A 19,134-nucleotide genomic window follows, 5' to 3' on the forward strand; every position below is an offset into this window, starting at 1 on the left:
TGTGTTCAGTCCGGAATGAAGCAAGCGGAGGCACCTCGACATTCGCGAAGCGCGGCCGGGAGGCGCCAGAAGCTAACTCTGAGGTTTGGCTTTGGTCGTGGCCGACTCGACTGCGTTCTGCAGCAGCACATAGCTGCCGAGGCTGCCCAGGAAACCTGCGCAGTGCTGAACGAGTTCATCGGTGGTGAACTCGAGTTCTCCGTCGAGCCAGCGGCGCAAGACTTCGAATAACCCACCCACACCCAATGTCGAGGCCAAATGGGCAACGCCCACTGCGGAGTCGGCGATGTCAAGGTGAAGTCTGGCCTCACGCAATACGAGGTCGGTGAAACCGGTCATCATGTCGCTGCGTAACTCCCGAAGCAGCGGCTCCGTTGCAGATTCCACGAACAAGATCCGACCCAGTCGAGGATCATTGTTGATCATGCTGACCAGCCCGCGGATCGGCGCGTACGCGAGCACCTCGGGTGGGGCGCCGGCATCGGGGATCGCGTCAACTATCACCTCCTGGAAGGTTGCGTAGAGCTGCTGGTAGACAGCTCGCAAGAGGGCGTCTCTGTCAGGGAAATGCTGATAGAAGTAGCGTGACGTCACGCCGGACTCAGCGCATACGGCAGTCACCGTGGCGGCGGCAACGCCGTGCGTGCCGATCAACTCCATCGCGGCCTCGATGAGACGCGTGCGCCTGTTCCGGTGACGCTCCTCGGCGGACATCCCGCTGTACACCCGCACCGATCGCACAACGCATAGCTTGCCATCTAATTCTGACTAGGCGTAAAGTCAGATCATCAGTGCCCATGACAACAGGAGAACAACATGAGCGACGATTCGTCCACACGGCCCACCACGCGGGTCGTCCCGAAGCCCCGCCGTGTCCGATTCGACATGCCTGCTGGGACCAGCCGGCAGCACTTCGTCGAGGGCGACTTGGTGATGAGCCACTTTGTGTCCACCTTGTCGGCCACGTTCCCCGAAGGCGAAGACTTCTTCATCCGGTCTGTCCGCGAGTACCGGGACCACATCAGCGACGCTGACCTCAAGGAGGCGGTTAAGGGATTCATCGCACAAGAGGCCACCCACCGACACCAGCATCGGCTGCTCAACGATCGGCTCCAAGCGATGGGCTATCCCACCGCTGGGATCGATCGGCACACCAAAAAGTTGGTGGACCGCCTTGAAAAGCGATTCTCTCCCAAGATGCGCCTGGCCGTCACGGCAGCCCTCGAGCACTACACCGCGACGTTCGCCGAGATCATTCTCACCAGCGATGAAGCTCAAGAACTGATCGGCTACACCGAAGTGCGGCCGATTCTGCTGTGGCACGCACTGGAAGAGTGCGAGCACAAGGCCGTCGCTTTCGATGTCTACGAGACGGTCGGCGGAAGCGAACGCACCAGGGTCTGGGGTATGCGGATCGCCAGTCTCCTATTGTTCACCGAGTTGGTCATCCAGACCACCCGCTCTCTGGCCGGCGATCGTGCCGCCTACAACCCGGTGCGGTTGCTGCGCAGCCTTCGAGCCTTCCGTCATAACCCGCTGTTCAGCCGAGCAGCGATTGAGCGCTTCCGTTCCTACACCCACGCCGGGTTCCATCCCGACGACTGGGATAGCGCAGAAATCCTCGAACGTTGGACCAAGGAACTCTTCGACGCCGATGGCGGCCAACAGCTACGGAGTAACGTGTAGGTCGACAAGTACTTTTGTGGTGAAAGCCGCCATATGGAACGACCTCTTCACGAAGAAGTGCGTTGCGCCGTGGCCGCATCGCGCGTTCAGGCATTCCGCTGATGCGGGCGGAAGGGCCATTACCGCCGTCCCGTCAGCGTCCGAAGACGTCCCGGCAAATCTGCACACAAGTTGGCGCCGTGTCAGCGAGCGCGCATGTCTTGTACGAACTGCTGTCCGGAGTTGCGATGCCGTTCGCGTCGGTGACGAGTCCGGTGCCGGCAGCGACGGGTTGGGGCATGAGCACCGCCCTAGTACTTCGCATGGCGAACGTGCCGATAAGCGTCACGAGGCTGTCCTCGGTGTTGTGAACGGCCTGTTCCTGACGACCGTGTTGGCTCACTTCATACACTGGCCGAAGCGCTGGAGATTTGGTGTGCCAAGCCTGTCCGAGTGCGAAGGACTATGCGGCCCACTCCTGTTGCCTTACAACGGTATTCTCTACATTTCGGGAATCAGTACTGTAGCCGGTTTGCTGGAGAATGGTCGCCGAGGTGCGGTCCGTGGCGCGATCGTCCCGCTGGTGGGTGTTCCAGTTCTCCTTCGACTGCAGCGGATGGAATTCCGTCGGCTGAGTCTTCAGGCCCGGCGCAATCCTCGGTGGTGGAATCGCCGTCTGCAGATGCAACCGCCCGACCGTTCGACATCGTCAGATCCTGACCAACAGGTGCTAGGGGCAGAGTCATAGCACGGAGTCGACATGGCGAGCCGATCACCCTTCAGCCAACGGAGGGTCGAACTCCGTCAGGGGGCCATGCTTCGAGGCCATCTTCTAGCGGCACGTGCAAGGACCGCAGCAGCGCTGAGAACAATCTCCAATTCCCGATCGCGGCGACGAGTTCGACGAGGACGGCCGGGTCCCCGTGCAACGCACGCTGACACTCAGTCCAGGTCTCATCCGAGATGGTACCGTCACGCAACGTGTCGTCCGTCGCCGCCAGTACCGCCCGCTCGGCTTCGCCGAAGTGGCCGGCGTTCTGCCAGTCGCGCACCGCCAGCAGGTCGCGCTCGGGCACATCGAGCAAGCGGGCAACCCTCCAGTGTTGCGTCCATTCATAGACCGAACCAGTGACCCAGCCGATTCGCATGATGATCAGCTCCCGCAGACGCGCATCCAGCGCGCCTTTCCACAGCAACGCTTCCAGCATTCCATGCAATGCAATGGCCACAGGGGGCTGATGAAGCGCGATCCTGAAACAGACAGTTCAGTCATGGCGTCCGGAATCCCACATTGACCGGCGCGCTCGCGGGCATCTGTCAGGGCAAGCATGTCAACCCGGCTTCGGCTGCTCACGGTGCTTCCTTTCGGTAGGGCGCCACTTGGCGCTGTTAGGCGATCGGCACAAAGACGTTGTGCAGAGCGGGAATCCGCTCCGACTCGGCGCCGGCCAGGACGTCGAGCAACTGCGGCAGGCCCGCGAAACCCGCGACGTCGCGGGACAACTCACTAAAGGGCCACCGCCCCGAGACCAAAAGCTCGATGGCGCTGCGGTAGGCGGGGTAGTCGACGCCCAACGAACCGAAGACGCGTAGTTCTTTGAAGACGAGTAGGTCTGGCTCGAAGCCCGGCGCTCCCCCGCCGCCGCGGGTGCCGGCGACCACCACGCGCCCGCCGAGCTGCGCAAGTGCGATGGCGTCCGCGAACGCGCCCGGCGCCTTCGCGGTGACGTCGACGACGACGTCTGCGAGCCGGCCGGTTGCTCGTTGCAGGGCCTGCACGGGGTCGTCTTAAGTGACGTCGATGGTCAGGTCCACGCCGAACTTGCGGGCTGCGGCCAACCGAGGCAGGTCCCGAGGGCCGAGCCCGGTCATCGCGACGAACGCCCCTTCGGCCTCCTTGGCCGCTATGGCGGCGCAGATCCCACGGATGCCTGGCCCGAGGATCGCGACGACGTCGCCAGGCCGCGTCTCCGGCACCATGGCCGCCCATTTGATCCCCGCGCCAAGTGGGTTGAACAACGTAGCGACGATTGGGTCAAGTCCGTCCGGGACGGGCAAGAGCATGGAATCGAACGGCAGATGGAGGTGGGTTGCGTAGCCGCCCCACAGGCCAGGAGCGATGTCTACATCGACAAGCCGAACATTGTGGCCAGTCCGTTGCGCGAGCACCTGCGATACTCGCCGCGCCGGCACTCGTGACACTCCCGGCATGATCGGAAGACCTCGACGGCGACTCGCTGACCCGCCGACAGGCCCCAACGTGCGCGTGCAGCGTCGCCGACTTCCTCGAGGATGCCGACGATTTCGTGTCCGGGGATGAAGGGGAAGCCCACCGGCAGGTGTCCGCTGAACTGTTCGTGGTCAGTCCCGCAGAGCCCGCATGCCTCTATCCGGAGGAGCCAGGACTCGTCATCGACGCGCAGCACCGGAAGAGTGCGCCGCTCAAGGTTGCGGGGCCCCGTCAGCGCAAGCGCGTCGGCGTTCACAACAGTTCGAACTCGACGTGCCCGTCCGCGTGGCGCACGCTGACCTGCTGACCAACGAACATCTCTTCTGACATTGCCATCGCCACCTGGGCGTCGTCGTTGCGTGCCACGACCCGGCGGCCGTCGCTCAAGCGCGCGAAAACCGGCACCCAGGACGGCCCCTGGTCGCGGTCGTGCACCACCGTGTAGCCGTCTATCGTCGCCTGACCCGATGCGTCGGCGGGCGGCGCGACCTCAAGTGCGGTGGCATCAATCGCGGACTGTGCCTGGACCATGTCCGGTGTCTGCCATCCGGTTGGCGGTGGCGTCGCCGACCACAAACCCAGCGAGTGCTTGGTGATGTACCAGCCGAGCCCGGACACGAGTCCGACGCCGCCAGGTTCGCTTCGGCAGCGTCGCACCATCTCCACGATCGAATGGCTGACGTAGTTGTTACCCGGTCCGCCGTGGTAGGGCAATCCGCCGGTCACCGTGAACCCGCGGGCATCCGCCGGGTCGAGATCGAAGGCGTCGATCGCCGCCTCGACCGCGGAAGGAAAGCACGAGTAGAAATCGAACCATGTGACGTCGTCGACGTGAAGTCCGCTGGCAGCCAGCACTGCCTCGCCGGCGGCCCTTATCCCCGCGGAACGACCCAGCTCCGGCCGCTGCACCGGAAAGTAGACGTCATTGCAGGTGGCCGACGTCCACGGGAAGACCCAACGATGCCGAGGCACTCCGAGTTCCTCGGCGGTTTCGGCAGCCAAGATGACGAAGGCGGCCGCCATGTCGACGGCGATGATGCTGTTGAGCAGCTTCGGGTACGGCTCACCCACCATCCGGTTGTCCGGGGAGACCGCGCTGAGCTCATCGGCACTACGGGCACGGGGAAACCAGGCCTGTTCGGAATGTCTTGACGCTTCGAGCGTGAACGGAGCCATCAGGTTCCCCAGCCAGCGGCGCTGCTCGTCGAATGTACGGCCGGCTCGAGCCGCAATCGCCGACTCGAAAATCGGGTACACCTCATGCGGCCAATGTAGCCCGGCGCGCATCTCGGCTGGGCTCAGTCCCGGGCGTGTGTCGCCCAGTGATTCGTCTTGTGCGGCAACGGATTTCGGCTCCATGAGCGCGCCACCCGATGTGACCTTGCGCGCTGACGCACCGCTCTCCGCTCCGACTACCAGCACGGCGTCGCTGACGCCGCGCCAAATACGCCGGCCCAGTTCCTCGACAAGGTACTGGGGCGTATTTCCGCCGACCGGACAACTGATGCGATGGTTCGGTGCGAGCCCAGCCGCTTCGGCGATCCTCGACGCGGGATTGTCGCGCGAAGTCAGCAAAATCCCCGGCGTCGCCACTGTATCGATCCGATGTCCGATCGTGGCCGACGCATCCTGGAGTGCTCGGCGCGCGGCCTCGGCAGCCAGATCGATGGGGTCTACGACGCCTTCGCCGCGATGTGTGAGTTCACCGACGCCGACGACAACCGGGGTGCGCGGTGGGATGGCCAACGGTCAGGTCACGTTCACCGTTGAGGTCTTCTATGCGACACGACTGCAATATTGTCACATCCGTTTCCATGCGACAACCGCGGGTGTTCGACAGAGCGAGTCCCTTGACAGGGCATACTCGTACCCGTGACGAAGAGACCGTTGCGGCGGGGCGACGCGACTCCTGGGCGAAACCGCGATATGGCGCGCGATCGCCTACTCGACGCCGCCGAAACGTGCATGCAAGGCAAGGGGCGGTCGGGCACCACGATGGAGGATATCGCCAGGCAAGCGGGCGTATCGCGCGCCACGGTCTATCGCTACTTCGCGAGTCGCGAATCCGTCGTATCCGGTGTCATCGTCCGCGCAGCGGAACGCTACCTGCACCGCACCAGCGGACGGATCTTGGCGCACATCGACTTGGGCTCTGCCATATTGGACTTCGTTTCAGTCACGGTGCGCGCGGCACGCCGCGAACCGATAATCGGCATGCTGTTCGCCAGCGACGACGAACTCGCCGGCGTGGGACTGGCCGAGGGAACGTCGGTGGCGCTGTTCGAACTCGTCGCCGAGTTTCTGCGACCCGTGTTCGCCGCGCACTGGCATCAACTCGAAGCCGGCGTTTCGGTCGATGACGCCGCCGAATGGATTCTGCGCATCATCCTCAGCTTGCTCTCGGTTCGCGGCCCCCGGCACCGCAGCCCCGAAGGAATCGACGCTTTCTTGCGCCGATTCCTGCTTCCCGCGCTACTGGCCGACACTCACAGTTGCATTGCTGCGACAACTGCGGAGTAGTGTCTCAGCGATGGCATCGGTATCGCTGAACGAAACGAGGCGCTGACCATGGACTTCCCCCAGTTCAACAAGCAAATAGCCGAGGAGCTCCAGCACGCGGGGGGAACCTCGGGAGGGCTCGCCAAGTACTTGGACTTCCGCCACATCGAGTTCTCCGCCGGGAGACTGGTAGTGGAAATGGACGCCCGAGCCGATTTGTTGACTCCTTTCGGCACTCTGCATGGCGGATGCCTGTCAGCGATGGTCGACCACTGCTTGGGCGTGGTGTTCTATCCGGTGATCCCACCTGGGTCATGGGTGGCCACAACCGAATTCAAACTGAACCTCCTACGTCCGGTGTCCAGTGGAGTCTGCGTTGCGGTCGCCGACATCATCGCGCTGGGGAAGCGTAGCGGCGTCGCCAGGATCGACATCACCAATACGGGACGCCCGGTATGCGCCGCACAGGGAACAGTGACCGTCGTCGCCCAGAGCGCCTCGTGATCCGGTCGCGGAACGAGAACGCTGCCCAAGGCGACCATCGAGGACACAGCAAATGACCTCAACGTTCGAGCGCGTCCGCAACGAAGACGGAACCGCCCTTGCAGCCGATGTCTACCGACACGAATCCGCCCGCGCGGTCGTCATACTGCTGCACGGCGGTGGACAGAACCGCCATGCCTGGGCGACTACCGCGCGCCGCTTACACGCGCGCGGGTATACCGTCGTCGCTTACGACGCCCGCGGTCACGGCGACAGCGAGTGGGACCCCGATGGTCGATACGATCTCGACCGACTTGCATCCGACCTGCTGTCGATTCGCCGATATGCCAGCGATGGCCGCCCGCCAGCTGTCGTTGGCGCATCCTTGGGCGGCATGACGGTGTTGGGAACGCATTTGGTGGCGCCTGCCGATCTGTGGGGAGCCGTCGTACTGGTCGACATAACTCCGCGAATGGAGTTTCACGGAGCACGCCGCGTCGTGTCTTTCATGGGCGCCCATCCCGACGGATTCGATACGCTCGACGCGGCCGCGGACGTCATTGCCCAGTACAACCGGCATCGCGCTCGGCCCAAGAACTTGGACGGTCTCCGAAAGGTCTTGCAGCAGCGCGACGACGGTCGGTGGATCTGGCGATGGGATCCGGCGTTCATAGCTTCCAACTTCGAGTTCCTGCAGGGCGACCCAGCAACTGGTGCCAAAGAATTCGGCGCCATAAGCGACCTTCTCATCGAAGGGGCCCGCCGCGTGCGAGCACCAACGCTTCTCATTCGCGGCGTTCACTCCGACGTGACGTCGCAGCAGTCGGTCGAGGAGTTCCTCGAAGTCGTACCGCACGCCGAGGCTGTCGACGTTTCGGGCACGGGCCACATGGTTGCGGGCGACGACAACGACGCCTTCACTTCGGCAGTCGCAGATTTTCTCGACCGCACGCTGAACGACTCGTCGGACTGAGCGTCTTTCAGGGCCCTGCGATGGCCGCGGCCCGGCCACTCTGGTTCGTTGTCGAGGTGTCAGAACTACCTCCATGAACGGAACCCCGGCGGCGCAGTATCGGCGCATCCGAAGGCAGCGATGCCAAACCGTATGGTTCGACCATCGCCTGGGCCGAATTATCATTCGAACCGAAGCATTTTGCTGGTGGGCGCTGTCCAGGTCGGATCGAGCGGTCGGAGTTCTCCGAACCAGTGCCCGCACACCTTGACGAACACACCCGCCGCCGGGGCGACCCGGATCAGATCGGCGCTGCTGTTGGGATCTTGGAGTCAGTCGACGGCCGGGGGCGAGTCCAGAGGACAGCCTACTGCTATCCAGGCTTCAGCTTCGGTATGCGGGAGGCGGGCGGGCATATCCGGCGCCCGATTCGACCACCTCGTCAGAGCGGCGGGCGTTCCTTCGCATGAGCAGTTCCGGAAACTTCGTGGCCGAAACGATCGAGAAAGTCGTCTATTGCGGCCAGGGCGGTGCTGATCGTTCCTCGCAATGGGGCTGCTCCGGCCGCGAAGGCCGCAAACAAGGTTATTGCGAGCAGACAACTCATGCCTCCGCCTTCCTCTTCACGCGCATCCGTTCGCCGTGGCCCACAGCAATGCCTCGTTCGGCTGCTGAAATGGTAAAACGTGGCTCACCGCTCCTTAACAGCGTAGATACCCGGATCCGCGATCGGTATGTCTCGAAGGGTCGAACCTGCGGGCGTCTGTTGTCTCGCAAAGACAAGTAATCGAGTACGGTCGCAGCTGTGCTTGATTCATCCGAAGTTCAAGACACCCCCGGTCACGCGGTTCATCACCTATTCCGAGACCTCGGCGACCTCGTCAGAGAATTGCCCGAGTCCATACATGGCCTTCTGATTGAGCAAGTTGCCGAACTCGCTGCCGATCAACAGCTCAAAGAGCTACTGAGTGACACCGTCGCCGCGAACGTAGACACTTGGTTCTCCGTCGTCCGTCACTCGATCCCGTTCGACCGCATGGAGTCACCGACGGCCGCCCTTGAACACGCCCGGAGGATGGCGCAACGCGAGGTACCCGTCAACGCGCTGCTGCGGGCATACAGGCTCGGGCACCAGTATGGATTGAACCTCATCATCGCTGGCCTTCGGAGCGCGGACCTACCGCCCGAGGAGAAATTGGCGCTCATTGAACACATCACCCGTGTGTCTTTCCGCTACATCGACTGGATGTCTGAGCAGGTCTTGGAGACATATCAGACTGAACGCGCGGAGTGGGACGAGCGCCGACGAAGTTTGCGTGCACAAGCCATTCGAGACATCCTCAACGGACGCGACGTAGACCTGACCGAAGCGTCGTCGGCTATGAGGTACTTCTTGGGCGCAACGCATGTGGCTCTCATGGTATGGCTCGACCGAGATGCGGGCGCCGACACCGACGAGTTCATCGCCATGGAGCGCTTCATGCAACACGCGGTCTCCGCCACTGGAGCGAAGCAATCGGTCTACTTCTCCATCGACCGCCTCGTCGGATGCGCATGGATGACGGTTCACCGCCCGTCGGACTATTTATCGCAGCTGCGCGACTTCGTCCGGGCTCAACCTGACGGCCCAAGACTTTCCGTCGGTGAACCACTTCCGGGGATTGAAGGCTTCCGCCGCACCTACCGACAGGCTGAGCAGGCCCGTGTGGTCGCGGTGGCAGCCGACGGCTCCTCACGGCACCGGATCGTCGCTGCACGAGATCCCGGTGTGGCCCTGGCCTCGATGCTGATGACCGATGACGCGACTCTGAAGGAATGGATTTACGATGTGCTGGGCCCGTTGGCTCAGAACACTGCATCGGACCAGCGTCTACGAGACACGTTGAGGGTGTTCTTGCGTGCCGGTTCCAGCTTCAAAGCCGCCGCCAACGAATTGCAGATACACGCCAATACCGTCAAGTATCGCGTAAATCGAGCACTCGAGCGCCGCGGTCGCCCGATCGCCGCGGAACGATTAGACGTCGAGGTCGCCCTACTGATGTGCTATTGGCTCGGCGAAGTAGCACTGAACCCAACACAAGCCTTGGGGCGGTCCTAGTCGTTCGTGTCCCGCGAACGCCCTTGCTGCGTAACTGTGCCGTCTACTGACGAACACGCCGAATCTGAGGATGGTCAGCGCGACGATCCGGCGCCGCCCGGCCTGATAATCCGAGTTCGATTCATGTTTCGACGCTGCCGCGGGGCTCTGCTGCGGGCAGGCTGATCGAGTGGAGTCGTCGATCGCCGCCGTACGGAGCTGAAGCAACCCATTCACCGAAGCTCATCGACGTCAGACACGCTCAAGCACCCATCGCGCAAGGCGACAGGCGAGTCGTGGCGCAGGTTGCGACTTGTCGGCCCAGACAACCAGGAGGCATAAGCCTTGATCCACCGATGAGCTGTCGTGGCTGAGGCTGGAATGGTTTGGTGGTCGCTTGCTGGCTGTGAGCAGGGGGTATCGGCTGGTCTGTCCAGCTTTTTCCTGTGTGCTCCGGTCGTGGCCTTTCGGCGGATTGGTCAGGTGGGGGCGGTTGCTGGCGGGCTGTGGCCGATGGTGTTGCGCCACAATCGGAGCCAGTTGTCGGTTCCGGTCGAAAAGTGAGCAGGTAGTTCCGGTCGAAAAGTGAGCACTTCACCTTTCGATTGGAGAGTGATCACTGTGGAGGATTGGGCGGAGATTCGCCGGCTGTATCGGTCGGAGAAGCTGTCGCAGGCTGCGATCGCACGGCGGCTGTCCTTGTCGCGAAACACCGTGGCCAAGGCGCTGCAGGCGGATGGGCCGCCGCGCTATGAGCGGGCGCCGGTGAAGACCTCGGGGTGGGCGCAGATCGAACCGGCGGTGCGTGCTCTGCTCACCGATTTTCCGACGATGCCTGCGACGGTGATCGCTGAGCGGGTCGGTTGGGCCGGTGGGCATTCTTGGTTCGCCGAGAACGTGACCAGGATCCGGCCCGAGTATGCGCCGCCCGATCCGTGCGATCGGTTGGTGCATCTGGCCGGTGAGCAGGTGCAGTGCGATCTGTGGTTCCCCGGCCAGCTGGTTCCCGATCACGCCGGTGTGTTGCGGTCGTTTCCGGTGCTGGTGATGGTGGCCGCCTACTCGAGGTTCATCGCCGCGATGATGATTCCGTCGAGGGTCACCGGGGATCTGCTGGCCGGGATGTGGCAGCTGATCGCCCGCGATATCGGTGGTGTGCCTCGGAGCCTATTGTGGGACAACGAGTCCGGGATCGGTCAACGCCGGCGCCTTGCTCAAGGGGTTGCCGGGTTCTGTGGGGTGTTGGGCACCCGGCTGATTCAGGCCCGACCCTATGACCCCGAAACAAAAGGGGTGGTGGAACGTGCCAATGGCTACCTGGATACGTCGTTTCTGCCCGGGCGCACCTTCGCCTCGCCAGAGGATTTCAACGCTCAGCTGCAGGGCTGGCTGAGCTCGTATGCCAACCGGCGCATCCACGCGGGCACCCGGATGATTCCCGCGGATGCACTGGTCGCGGACCGGAAAGCGATGGCCGCCCTTCCGCCGGTGGCCCCGGTGACCGGCACGACGGTGACCACACGACTGGGCCGCGACTACTACCTCAGCCTCGGCGGCAACGCCTACTCGGTGCATCCGGAGGTGATCGGCCGGATGATCACCATGAAGGCAAGTTTGGATCGAATCATCGCACTGTGTGGTGATCGTGTGGTTGCAGATCATGAACGGCTCTGGGGCACAGCAGGATTAGTTTCCGATCCCGAACATGTGGCTGCGGCGGCGGTGCTGCGCGAACAGTTCCGCACCCGCCCGACTGCCGGCGCCCACCTCGATATCAGCGTCGAAGTCGCTGACCTGAGTGCCTACGACACGATCTTCGGGACCGGGGAGGTCGCCTGATGGCCACCACCAAGCGCACCCCAGCCCCGGGTGAGGCCGACAAACTGATTGCTCATCAAGCCCGACTGCTCAAGGCCCCGCGGATCGCCACGCACTATCACCGACTCGCCGAGCAAGGCCGTGAGGCGAACTGGTCATTGGAGGACTATCTCGGGGCAGTTTTGGCGGTGGAGTCCAACGCCCGTGCTGAATCCGGTGCCCGACAAAGGATCCGGTATGCGGGGTTCCCGGCGATCAAAACGATCACCGATTTCGACTTCACCGCCCAACCCGCTGTGGACCGCGCTCAGATCGCCCGCCTGGAGGGCGGGGGCTGGCTGGCTGAGGCCCGCAATATCGTTCTGCTAGGCCCGCCGGGCACCGGCAAAACGCATCTGGCGACCGCGCTGGCGATCGCGGCCGCCCACGCTGGGCACCGGGTCGCGTTCGCCCCGGCCACCGGCTGGATCACCCGCCTGGCCGAAGCGCACCGCATCGACCGCCTCGACGCCGAACTGCGCAAGATCTCCCGATACGGATTGATCGTCATCGACGAGGTCGGCTACATCCCCTTCGACACCGAGGCCGCCAACCTGTTCTTCCAACTGGTCTCGACCCGATACGAGAAATCATCGATCATCCTGACCTCTAACCTGCCGTTTTCGCGGTGGGGGCAAGTTTTCGGTGAGGCCACCATCGCCTCGGCGATGATCGACCGGATCGTCCATCACGCCGATGTCATCGCCCTCAAAGGTGCGAGCTACCGCATCAAACACACCGCGATCGAGTCACTGCCCTCCGTGGAAGTCGATCGTCAGGCAGACTCAACCCCGTAAACCTGCTCACTTTTCGACCGGAGCAGGCTGCTCAGGATTCAACCGGAGCTGACACCAGTGCGTCGCCCACGGCCAGTGGGCTGGTAGGTGCAGGATGGGTCGGCGTTGGGGGCGGGCCAGTCGGGCCGGGATGGTGATGAGGCGTCGGCGCAGGGTGGCGCCGCGAGCCACCGCGTGTGCACCGCCGGCCAGGATGCCGGCGGCGCGCTGCAGGTTGTGGGCGATGGCCGCGCACAGTATCCAGGCAGAGTTCGCCCCGAAACGTCCCGAGGGCATGTGGGCCAGGGGTCCGTCGATGAGGTCGGCGAACACGGTTTCGATGATCGCGTGGCGGCGGTGAGTGATGTCAGCGACGTCGACGGGTTCGTCGGTGTCGGTGAAGAACGGGTGATATCGCCAGACCGGGAACAGGGCGTCGGGGTATCGGGCGTCTTTGACCCGGCGCACGATCAACCGTGCCGTGATCGGAGTCTTCGTGGAACTGAAAGCGGTGCAGGTGGTTTCGGCGACTTCGGCATCGGAGATCCAGGCACCGGTGTCGGGATCGCGGCGGGATAGCACACCGGGATCCACGCGGTGTCATTGATGTCGGCGATGGCCGCGACGACTGCGGCGGTCTTGGTCAGCACCAGCGAGAACCGGGCACCGGCGCGGCGGCAGGCGGTGACCACGCTGCTGTTGCCGTAGGCCGAGTCGCCGCGCACCAGGATGCGCCCGGTGACACCGGCGCCGCGGGCGGTGGCGACGGCTTGGGCGATCATGCGGGCCGCGCCTTTGCCCGAGTTGGTCTTGCCCGCCCGCAGTCGTGCTCCGGTGATCACCGGAGCGCAGTGTTCGGTGCTGATGGTGGTCACCAACGGGGAAAGACCCTTGCGCAGGATCTGCTTGCCGGCGATTTTGGTGTGGCCGTAGCTCGCACCTTGTTTGGCCTGGCCGTAGACCGGGCGCAGCAGTGAGTCGATGTCGATGAACACCCGCCCGTCGGCGCCGGGCAACAGATCGACACGCTCGCACAGAGCGCCCACGTGCTCACTGAGCACCGACTCCAGTTGCCGGGCATGGCCGAAGGTGAACTCCCGCAACAAGGTTCCGATGGTCGACGGGGCGTACACCTCGCCGAACAGGGTCTTCATCCCGCCGCTACGAACTACGTCGAGGTCGTCGATGCTGTCCGCGCCGGTGCACATCCCGGCGATCAGCGTGGTCAGCTTCGGCGACGGATTGGCCGCACCGGACTTGACCCGCTCGCAGCTGAACCGAACTTTGTCGGCCAATGACGATGACAGTCCGGTCTGCTCGGCAAGGGCCATCACCGGTACCAGGCCTGCGCACGACACCAGACGCTCATCATCGAAGACCGCCGACGATGCGGCGAACCTATGGGACACTTGCACCGGAAGTGCCTTTCCGAGTTGTGCCGATAAGTGCGTAGAGAACACTCATCATCGCAGCTCAGAGGGCACTTTCCTCATTCCGACACCCCACGACCAGCCAATTCATCGGTGGATCGAGGATAAGAACATCCGACAAGTGGCGCGCGTGGTCTTGCCACGCGCTAGACGTTAGCGACGATTAACATCTTCAGCTATTTGCAGCGGCGACCGTGGCTACTCGTCGTGACAACACTTCCCAAACCCGCGCTCCGCCTCCGGTGTCGTGCCTCAGCGCTGGACGACGCCGCCCTCGACGCCGGTGAATCGCTTGCGCAGCTCGGTCTTGAGGAGCTTGCCGGTGGCGTTGCGGGGCAGCTCGGGAAGGAGGTGCACTTCGCGGGGGCACTTGAAATGCGCCAGCCGTTCGCGGCACCAGGCGATCAGTTCGTCGGCGCTGGGTTCCTGCTCGGCGGCTGGGTCGGCCACCACCACCGCGACGACGCGCTCACCCCACTTGTCGTCCGGACCGCCGACCACCGCGGCGTCGAGCACACCGGGGTGACGGAACAGCACCTGCTCGACCTCGATGGGGTAGACATTTTCCCCGCCCGAGATGATCATGTCCTTCTTGCGGTCGACGAGCGTGATGTAGCCGTCGGCGTCGATCCGGCCGAGGTCGCCGGTGTGGAACCAGCCGCCCCGGAAGGCCTCGGCGGTGGTCGCCGGCTTCATCCAGTACCCGACGAACACGTTGGGTCCGCGCACCAGGAGTTCGCCGACGGTGTCGGCCGGGACGTCCCGGTCGTCGGCGTCCACGATGCGGGCATCGACGTGCATGGCGACCCGGCCGATTGATCCGGCCCGCGTCGTGATGTTGGCGGCGTCCAAGACCGAGACCATGGGTGCAGTCTCGGTCATCCCAAATCCCTCGGTGAAGGGGACGCCACGTTGCTGCATGAAGTCGATGACAGTCAGCGGCATCGGTGCGCCGCCGCCCATGGCCAGACGCAACGCGGAGAGATCGTAGGAGTCGAAGTCGGGCACCTGGGTCAGCGCCGACCACATCGCCGGCACCATGAACTGGACGGTGGCGCGGCTTTCGGCCATCGCCTTGAGCGTGCTCACCGGGTTGAACGACGGGAGGATCACGCTGGTCCCGCCGACGTAGAGCAATGGCAGCGTATGTACCCCGAGCCCGCCGATGTGGAACATGGGGGCGACTGCAACAGTCACGTCGCTGCCGGTCAGGCCTTGTTCGGCGCCCAGCACGTTGATGGCGTTCCACAGTAGGTTGTCGTGGGTGAGGATGGCGCCCTTCGGGCGGCCGGTGGTGCCCGAGGTGTACATGATGAACGCGGCGTCGCGGCCCTCGACGTCGCTGTCGAGAGGCTCGGGGGCGCCGCCGGAGAGCAGGTCTGGGTAGGCGATCTCGCCGTCGGCCGGGGCGCCCCCGGCCCGGACCGTGTGGCGGACCCGGACCCCCGGCTCGGCCAGCGCGCTGACCGCCGCCGCCGCGAGCGGCTCGTGGAACACGAACACGTCGGCGCCGGAGTCGGCGAGGATGTAGCCGATCTCCGGGCCTGCGAGTCGGACGTTGATCGGGATGGTGATGGCGCCGATCTTCGCGCAGCCGAGGAGGACCTCCATGAACTCGACCGAGTTCACCAGCAGTATGGCCACCCGGTCCCCCTTGCGGACGCCGAGACGCAACAGGTTCGAAGCGACCTGGTTGGTGCGCCGATCGAAGTCGGAGTACGTGAAGCTGGTGTCACCGCAGACGAACGCCGTGCGCTGCCCGTTGAGGAAGGCCCGTTTGGTGACCCACTGACCGATACCGCGATCCATGTTGATTTGCCTCCTCGGCAGTTTTGGTTGACAAATGCTCGGTAAGGCAGGACCCGGCCCCGGCGGGCGACCGATCACCACCGTCCGTCTTGTAGACCGAAGCGGACACGAACGGATGAAGGATGCTCAGTATGAGCGGGGCAGGTTCAGGCTGTGCTGAGCCACATAGTTGAGGATCATCTCTCGGCTGATCGGCGCGGTGCGCATCAGCCGCACCGGGCCCCAGAGAGTGGCCAGCCCGTACTCGGTGGCCAACCCGTTGCCGCCGTGGGTCTGGATCGCCTGGTCGAGGGCCAGGATGCCGGCCTCCGCCGCAGCGTATTTGGCCATGTTCGACGCCTCCGCGGAACCGGGGTCGCCGGCGTCGTGCAGTGAGGCCGCCCGCTGGGTCATCAGCCGGGCCAGCTCCAGCTGGATCTTGGCGTGCGCAAGCGGGTGGGACAGGCCCTGGTGGGCTCCGATCGGCACGTCCCAGACCTTGCGCTCGCGCGCGTAGGCCGACGCCTTGTCCAGCGCGTAGCGGCCGATGCCGTTGCCCAGGGCGGCGCCCATGATGCGTTCGGGGTTGAGGCCCATGAACACCTGACGCAGACCGTCGTTTTCCGCGCCGATCAGGTTCTCGGCCGGCACCCGCACGTCGTCGAAGAACAGCGTGAACTGCTTCTCCGGTGTCACCGCCTGCACCGGGATGAGGGTCTTGGTCAACCCGGGCGCGTCGGTCGGGACCACCAGCAGGCTCAGCCGTCCGCGGCCGCGGTCGTCGGTCGCGGTGCGGGTGACGACCAGGATGGCCTCCGCCTCGTCGACGCCGGAAATGTAGTACTTGGTGCCGTTGAGCACCCAATCCCCACCGACGCGCTTGGCGTGGGTGGAGATGTTGTGAGAGTTCGAGCCCGCATCCGGCTCGGTGATCGCGAACGCCATGATGATCTCGCCGCTGGCGATGCCCGGCAGCCAGCGCGCCTTTAGCTCGTCGCTGCCGAAAGCCTCGATGATCGTGCCGCAGATGGTGGGGGAGACCACCGTCATCAGCAGCGGGCAGCCGGCCGCGGCCAGTTCCTCACCGACGATCTGCATGTCGTAGATGCCGCCGCCACCGCCGCCGTACTGCTCGGCGATGTTGACCCCGAGGAACCCCTGCTTGCCCACGGCCTGCCAGAGTTCCGAACTCTTCTCCCCGCCGAGCGACTTGGCCACGTAGTAGTCGTGCCCGAAGTCCTTGGCGATCTCGGACACGGCCTTGCGCAGCGCTCGCCGTTCCTCGGTCTCGTGCAGTTCCATACCGCTCTCCTACTTCGAAGTCACCCGCCACCGGGGCCGGTGACGGGTCTGATGGTGCTCAATCCTCGTCTGCACTGTCGGCCGCTCCGACCACCGCGAGGGCATCGCCGGTGGACACCTGCTGACCCACCTCGACCGAGAGTTCGGCGACGATCCCGTCGATCGGGCTGGCGATGGTGTGTTCCATCTTCATCGCCTCCACCACGACCAAGGCCTGCCCGGCCGTCACGACGTCGCCCGCGGCGACGGGCAGCCGGATCACCGAACCCGGCATAGGCGCCGTCAGCGAGCCCGCCGGCTTGAGCGTGCTGGGGTCCAGGAACCGCGGTACCTGGGTGAACGCAGTGGACCCGGCAGGGCTGTCAACGTAGGCGATGTCGCCGTCGAGGACGACGTCGTAGCCGCGCCGTACCCCGCCGGTCTCCAGGACCACCCGGTCCGGCCGCTGCACGAGCACCCTGACGTCCTCGACCGGTTTGCCGTCGACTTCGACCTCGACGCCGTCGCGGAGCAGCGCATAGCCCACCCGACGCTCGCGGCCGTCGGCGGTCAGCCATCCGGTGGACTGCAGTTGGGACGGGTTGTTGCGCCACCCGGCAGGCAGCGTCGGCTGGACGGGGGCCGCCGCGCGGCGTCCCGCGACCTGGGCGAGTGTGGCCGCGATGGCGTGCAAGCCCTCCCCGTCGCGGTCGATGAGGGCTGCGCCGAGGTCGGCCACGTCGTGGCGGTCGAGGAACCCGGTGTCGGTGCCGCGTCCGGCGAACTCGTCGTGGCGCAGAACGCGAACCAGCAGATCCCGGTTGGTGGTGAGTCCGTGGATCCGGGCGCCGGCGAGCGCGGCGGACAGCGCGCCGAGCGCCTCGGCGCGGGTGGGCGCCCAGGCGATCACCTTGGCCAGCATGGCGTCATAGTGGTGGCTGACCACCGAGCCGTCGCGCACGCCGGAGTCCACCCGGACCCCGACGTGGTCGGGGATCTGCATCGTGCGCAGCGTTCCGGTCTGCGGCAGGTAGCCCTTCGTGGGGTCCTCGGCGTAGAGCCGGGCCTCGACCGCGTGGCCGGTGATCCGCGGCTTGCTCACCTCGGCAGGCAGTGGCCGACCCATCGCCACCAGCAACTGCAGGCGCACGAGGTCGAGCCCGGTGACGAGTTCGGTGACCGGGTGCTCGACCTGCAGCCGGGTGTTCATCTCCAGGAAGGCGAACGTCCCGTCGTCATCGCCGCCGTTCGCGTCGAGGACGAACTCGACCGTTCCGGCCCCGACGTAACCCACGGCCTGTGCCGCCGCGACCGCCGCCGCGCCCATCCGGGCGCGCAGGTCGTCGTCGACGACGGGCGAGGGCGCCTCCTCGATGACCTTTTGGTGGCGGCGCTGCACCGAGCACTCCCGCTCGAACAGCGAGACAACCGTGCCGTGCATGTCGGCCAACAGCTGGATCTCAACGTGGCGGGGACGCTGCACGTACCGCTCGAGGAACACCGTGCCGTCCGAGAACGCCGACATCGCCTCGCGCGAGGCCGAGGCCACGGCTCCGTCGAGGTCGTCGGCCGACTCGACAACCCGCATGCCGCGCCCGCCGCCACCCGCGCTCGCCTTGACCAGCAGCGGGTAGCCGATCTCGGCGCCGAGCTTGCGCAGCTTGTCGGGGTCCAGGCCGGTCGCGTCGCCGCCCGGGAGAACCGGCACGCCCGCATCGGCCATCATCGCCTTGGCCGTCAGCTTGGAACCCATCGCGTCGATGGCATCCGGCGGCGGGCCGACGAACACGAGCCCGGCGTCGGCGCAGGCCCGCGCGAAGCCGGCGTTCTCCGACATGAAGCCGTAGCCGGGATGCACGGCGTCGGCGCCGGTGAGGAGGGCGGCGGCGATCACCCGGTCACCGTCGAGGTAGGTCTCCGCCGGCGAGGAACCCGGTAGCCGGACGGCCTCGTCGGCATCGTCCACGTGCCAGGCGTCGGCGTCGGCGTCGGAGTACACGGCGACGGTCGCGATGCCGAGTTCGCGACAGGTGCGAAACACGCGTCGGGCGATCTCTCCCCGGTTGGCCACCAGCAGCTTCTTGATCACGGGCATC

General features: G+C 65.0%; 13 protein-coding genes and 3 pseudogenes. 8 read left to right on the plus strand and 8 right to left on the minus strand.

The genetic code is table 11. From position 1 onward, the window contains the following. Nucleotides 1–72 precede the first annotated feature (72 nt). Complete coding sequence (locus JOF57_RS27780) at nt 73–741, minus strand: TetR/AcrR family transcriptional regulator (protein WP_232783764.1); 669 nt, start codon at nt 739–741, stop codon at nt 73–75. A gap of 75 nt (nt 742–816) precedes the next feature. Between JOF57_RS27780 and JOF57_RS27785 the strand changes: the two genes are divergently transcribed. Beyond that, entirely contained in the window at nt 817–1,686 is an 870-nt protein-coding gene (locus JOF57_RS27785; RefSeq protein WP_209922509.1) for a metal-dependent hydrolase, read from the plus strand. A 758-nt stretch (nt 1,687–2,444) separates the two neighbouring features. On the opposite strand, the pseudogene JOF57_RS27790 reads toward JOF57_RS27785, so the two are convergent. The 3 genes and pseudogenes from JOF57_RS27790 to JOF57_RS27800 form a co-directional block, all read right to left on the minus strand. Then, nucleotides 2,445–2,995 (minus strand): annotated as a pseudogene (locus tag JOF57_RS27790) (carboxymuconolactone decarboxylase family protein). Nucleotides 2,996–3,054: 59 nt separating this feature from the next. Then, nucleotides 3,055–4,151 (minus strand): annotated as a pseudogene (locus JOF57_RS27795) (zinc-dependent alcohol dehydrogenase). Continuing rightward, on the minus strand, nt 4,148–5,641 hold the full coding sequence (locus JOF57_RS27800; RefSeq protein ID WP_209922512.1) for an acetyl-CoA acetyltransferase: 1,494 nt from the start codon (nt 5,639–5,641) through the stop codon (nt 4,148–4,150). The pseudogene JOF57_RS27795 and the gene JOF57_RS27800 overlap by 4 nt, the downstream one beginning before the upstream one ends. A gap of 180 nt (nt 5,642–5,821) precedes the next feature. Here JOF57_RS27800 and JOF57_RS27805 point away from each other — a divergent pair, with 180 nt between their 5' ends. The 7 genes from JOF57_RS27805 (at nt 5,822) to istB (ending at nt 12,560) form a co-directional block, all read left to right on the plus strand. Then, nucleotides 5,822–6,415, plus strand: a complete 594-nt coding sequence (locus JOF57_RS27805) for a TetR/AcrR family transcriptional regulator (RefSeq protein ID WP_209923790.1) — start codon at nt 5,822–5,824, stop codon at nt 6,413–6,415. A gap of 48 nt (nt 6,416–6,463) precedes the next feature. Beyond that, a complete protein-coding gene (locus JOF57_RS27810) occupies nt 6,464–6,898 on the plus strand; it encodes a PaaI family thioesterase (RefSeq protein WP_011895463.1) in 435 nt (144 codons plus the stop codon). A gap of 52 nt (nt 6,899–6,950) precedes the next feature. Then, nucleotides 6,951–7,850 carry an alpha/beta fold hydrolase gene (locus JOF57_RS27815; RefSeq protein ID WP_011895462.1) on the plus strand — a complete coding sequence of 300 codons (900 nt, stop codon included), beginning with the start codon at nt 6,951–6,953 and terminating at the stop codon, nt 7,848–7,850. Nucleotides 7,851–8,316: 466 nt separating this feature from the next. Next, complete coding sequence (locus JOF57_RS27820) at nt 8,317–8,616, plus strand: hypothetical protein (protein ID WP_131805205.1); 300 nt, start codon at nt 8,317–8,319, stop codon at nt 8,614–8,616. Between the two features lie 18 nt (nt 8,617–8,634). Beyond that, on the plus strand, nt 8,635–9,927 hold the full coding sequence (locus JOF57_RS31095) for a PucR family transcriptional regulator (protein WP_078290120.1): 1,293 nt from the start codon (nt 8,635–8,637) through the stop codon (nt 9,925–9,927). A 600-nt stretch (nt 9,928–10,527) separates the two neighbouring features. Further along, nucleotides 10,528–11,745: an IS21 family transposase gene (istA, locus tag JOF57_RS27830; protein ID WP_209923792.1), complete on the plus strand. Its 1,218-nt coding sequence runs from the start codon at nt 10,528–10,530 to the stop codon at nt 11,743–11,745. Then, nucleotides 11,745–12,560, plus strand: coding sequence for an IS21-like element ISMyma9 family helper ATPase IstB (gene istB, locus JOF57_RS27835; protein ID WP_209922514.1), 816 nt, complete (start codon nt 11,745–11,747; stop codon nt 12,558–12,560). The genes istA and istB overlap by 1 nt, the downstream gene beginning before the upstream one ends. Nucleotides 12,561–12,566: 6 nt before the next feature. On the opposite strand, the pseudogene JOF57_RS27840 reads toward istB, so the two are convergent. The 4 genes and pseudogenes from JOF57_RS27840 to JOF57_RS27855 form a co-directional block, all read right to left on the minus strand. After that, nucleotides 12,567–13,954, minus strand: a pseudogene (locus JOF57_RS27840) (IS1380 family transposase). Nucleotides 13,955–14,221: 267 nt separating this feature from the next. Then, on the minus strand, nt 14,222–15,778 hold the full coding sequence (locus JOF57_RS27845) for an acyl-CoA synthetase (protein WP_067992169.1): 1,557 nt from the start codon (nt 15,776–15,778) through the stop codon (nt 14,222–14,224). A 126-nt stretch (nt 15,779–15,904) separates the two neighbouring features. After that, nucleotides 15,905–17,059, minus strand: a complete 1,155-nt coding sequence (locus JOF57_RS27850; protein ID WP_067992172.1) for an acyl-CoA dehydrogenase family protein — start codon at nt 17,057–17,059, stop codon at nt 15,905–15,907. 58 nt (nt 17,060–17,117) lie between these two features. Then, complete coding sequence (locus JOF57_RS27855) at nt 17,118–19,133, minus strand: acetyl/propionyl/methylcrotonyl-CoA carboxylase subunit alpha (protein ID WP_172527842.1); 2,016 nt, start codon at nt 19,131–19,133, stop codon at nt 17,118–17,120. Between the last annotated feature and the right edge of the window lies 1 nt (nt 19,134).

The organism is Mycolicibacterium lutetiense, from assembly GCF_017876775.1.
Taxonomy (GTDB): Bacteria; Actinomycetota; Actinomycetes; order Mycobacteriales; family Mycobacteriaceae; genus Mycobacterium; species Mycobacterium lutetiense.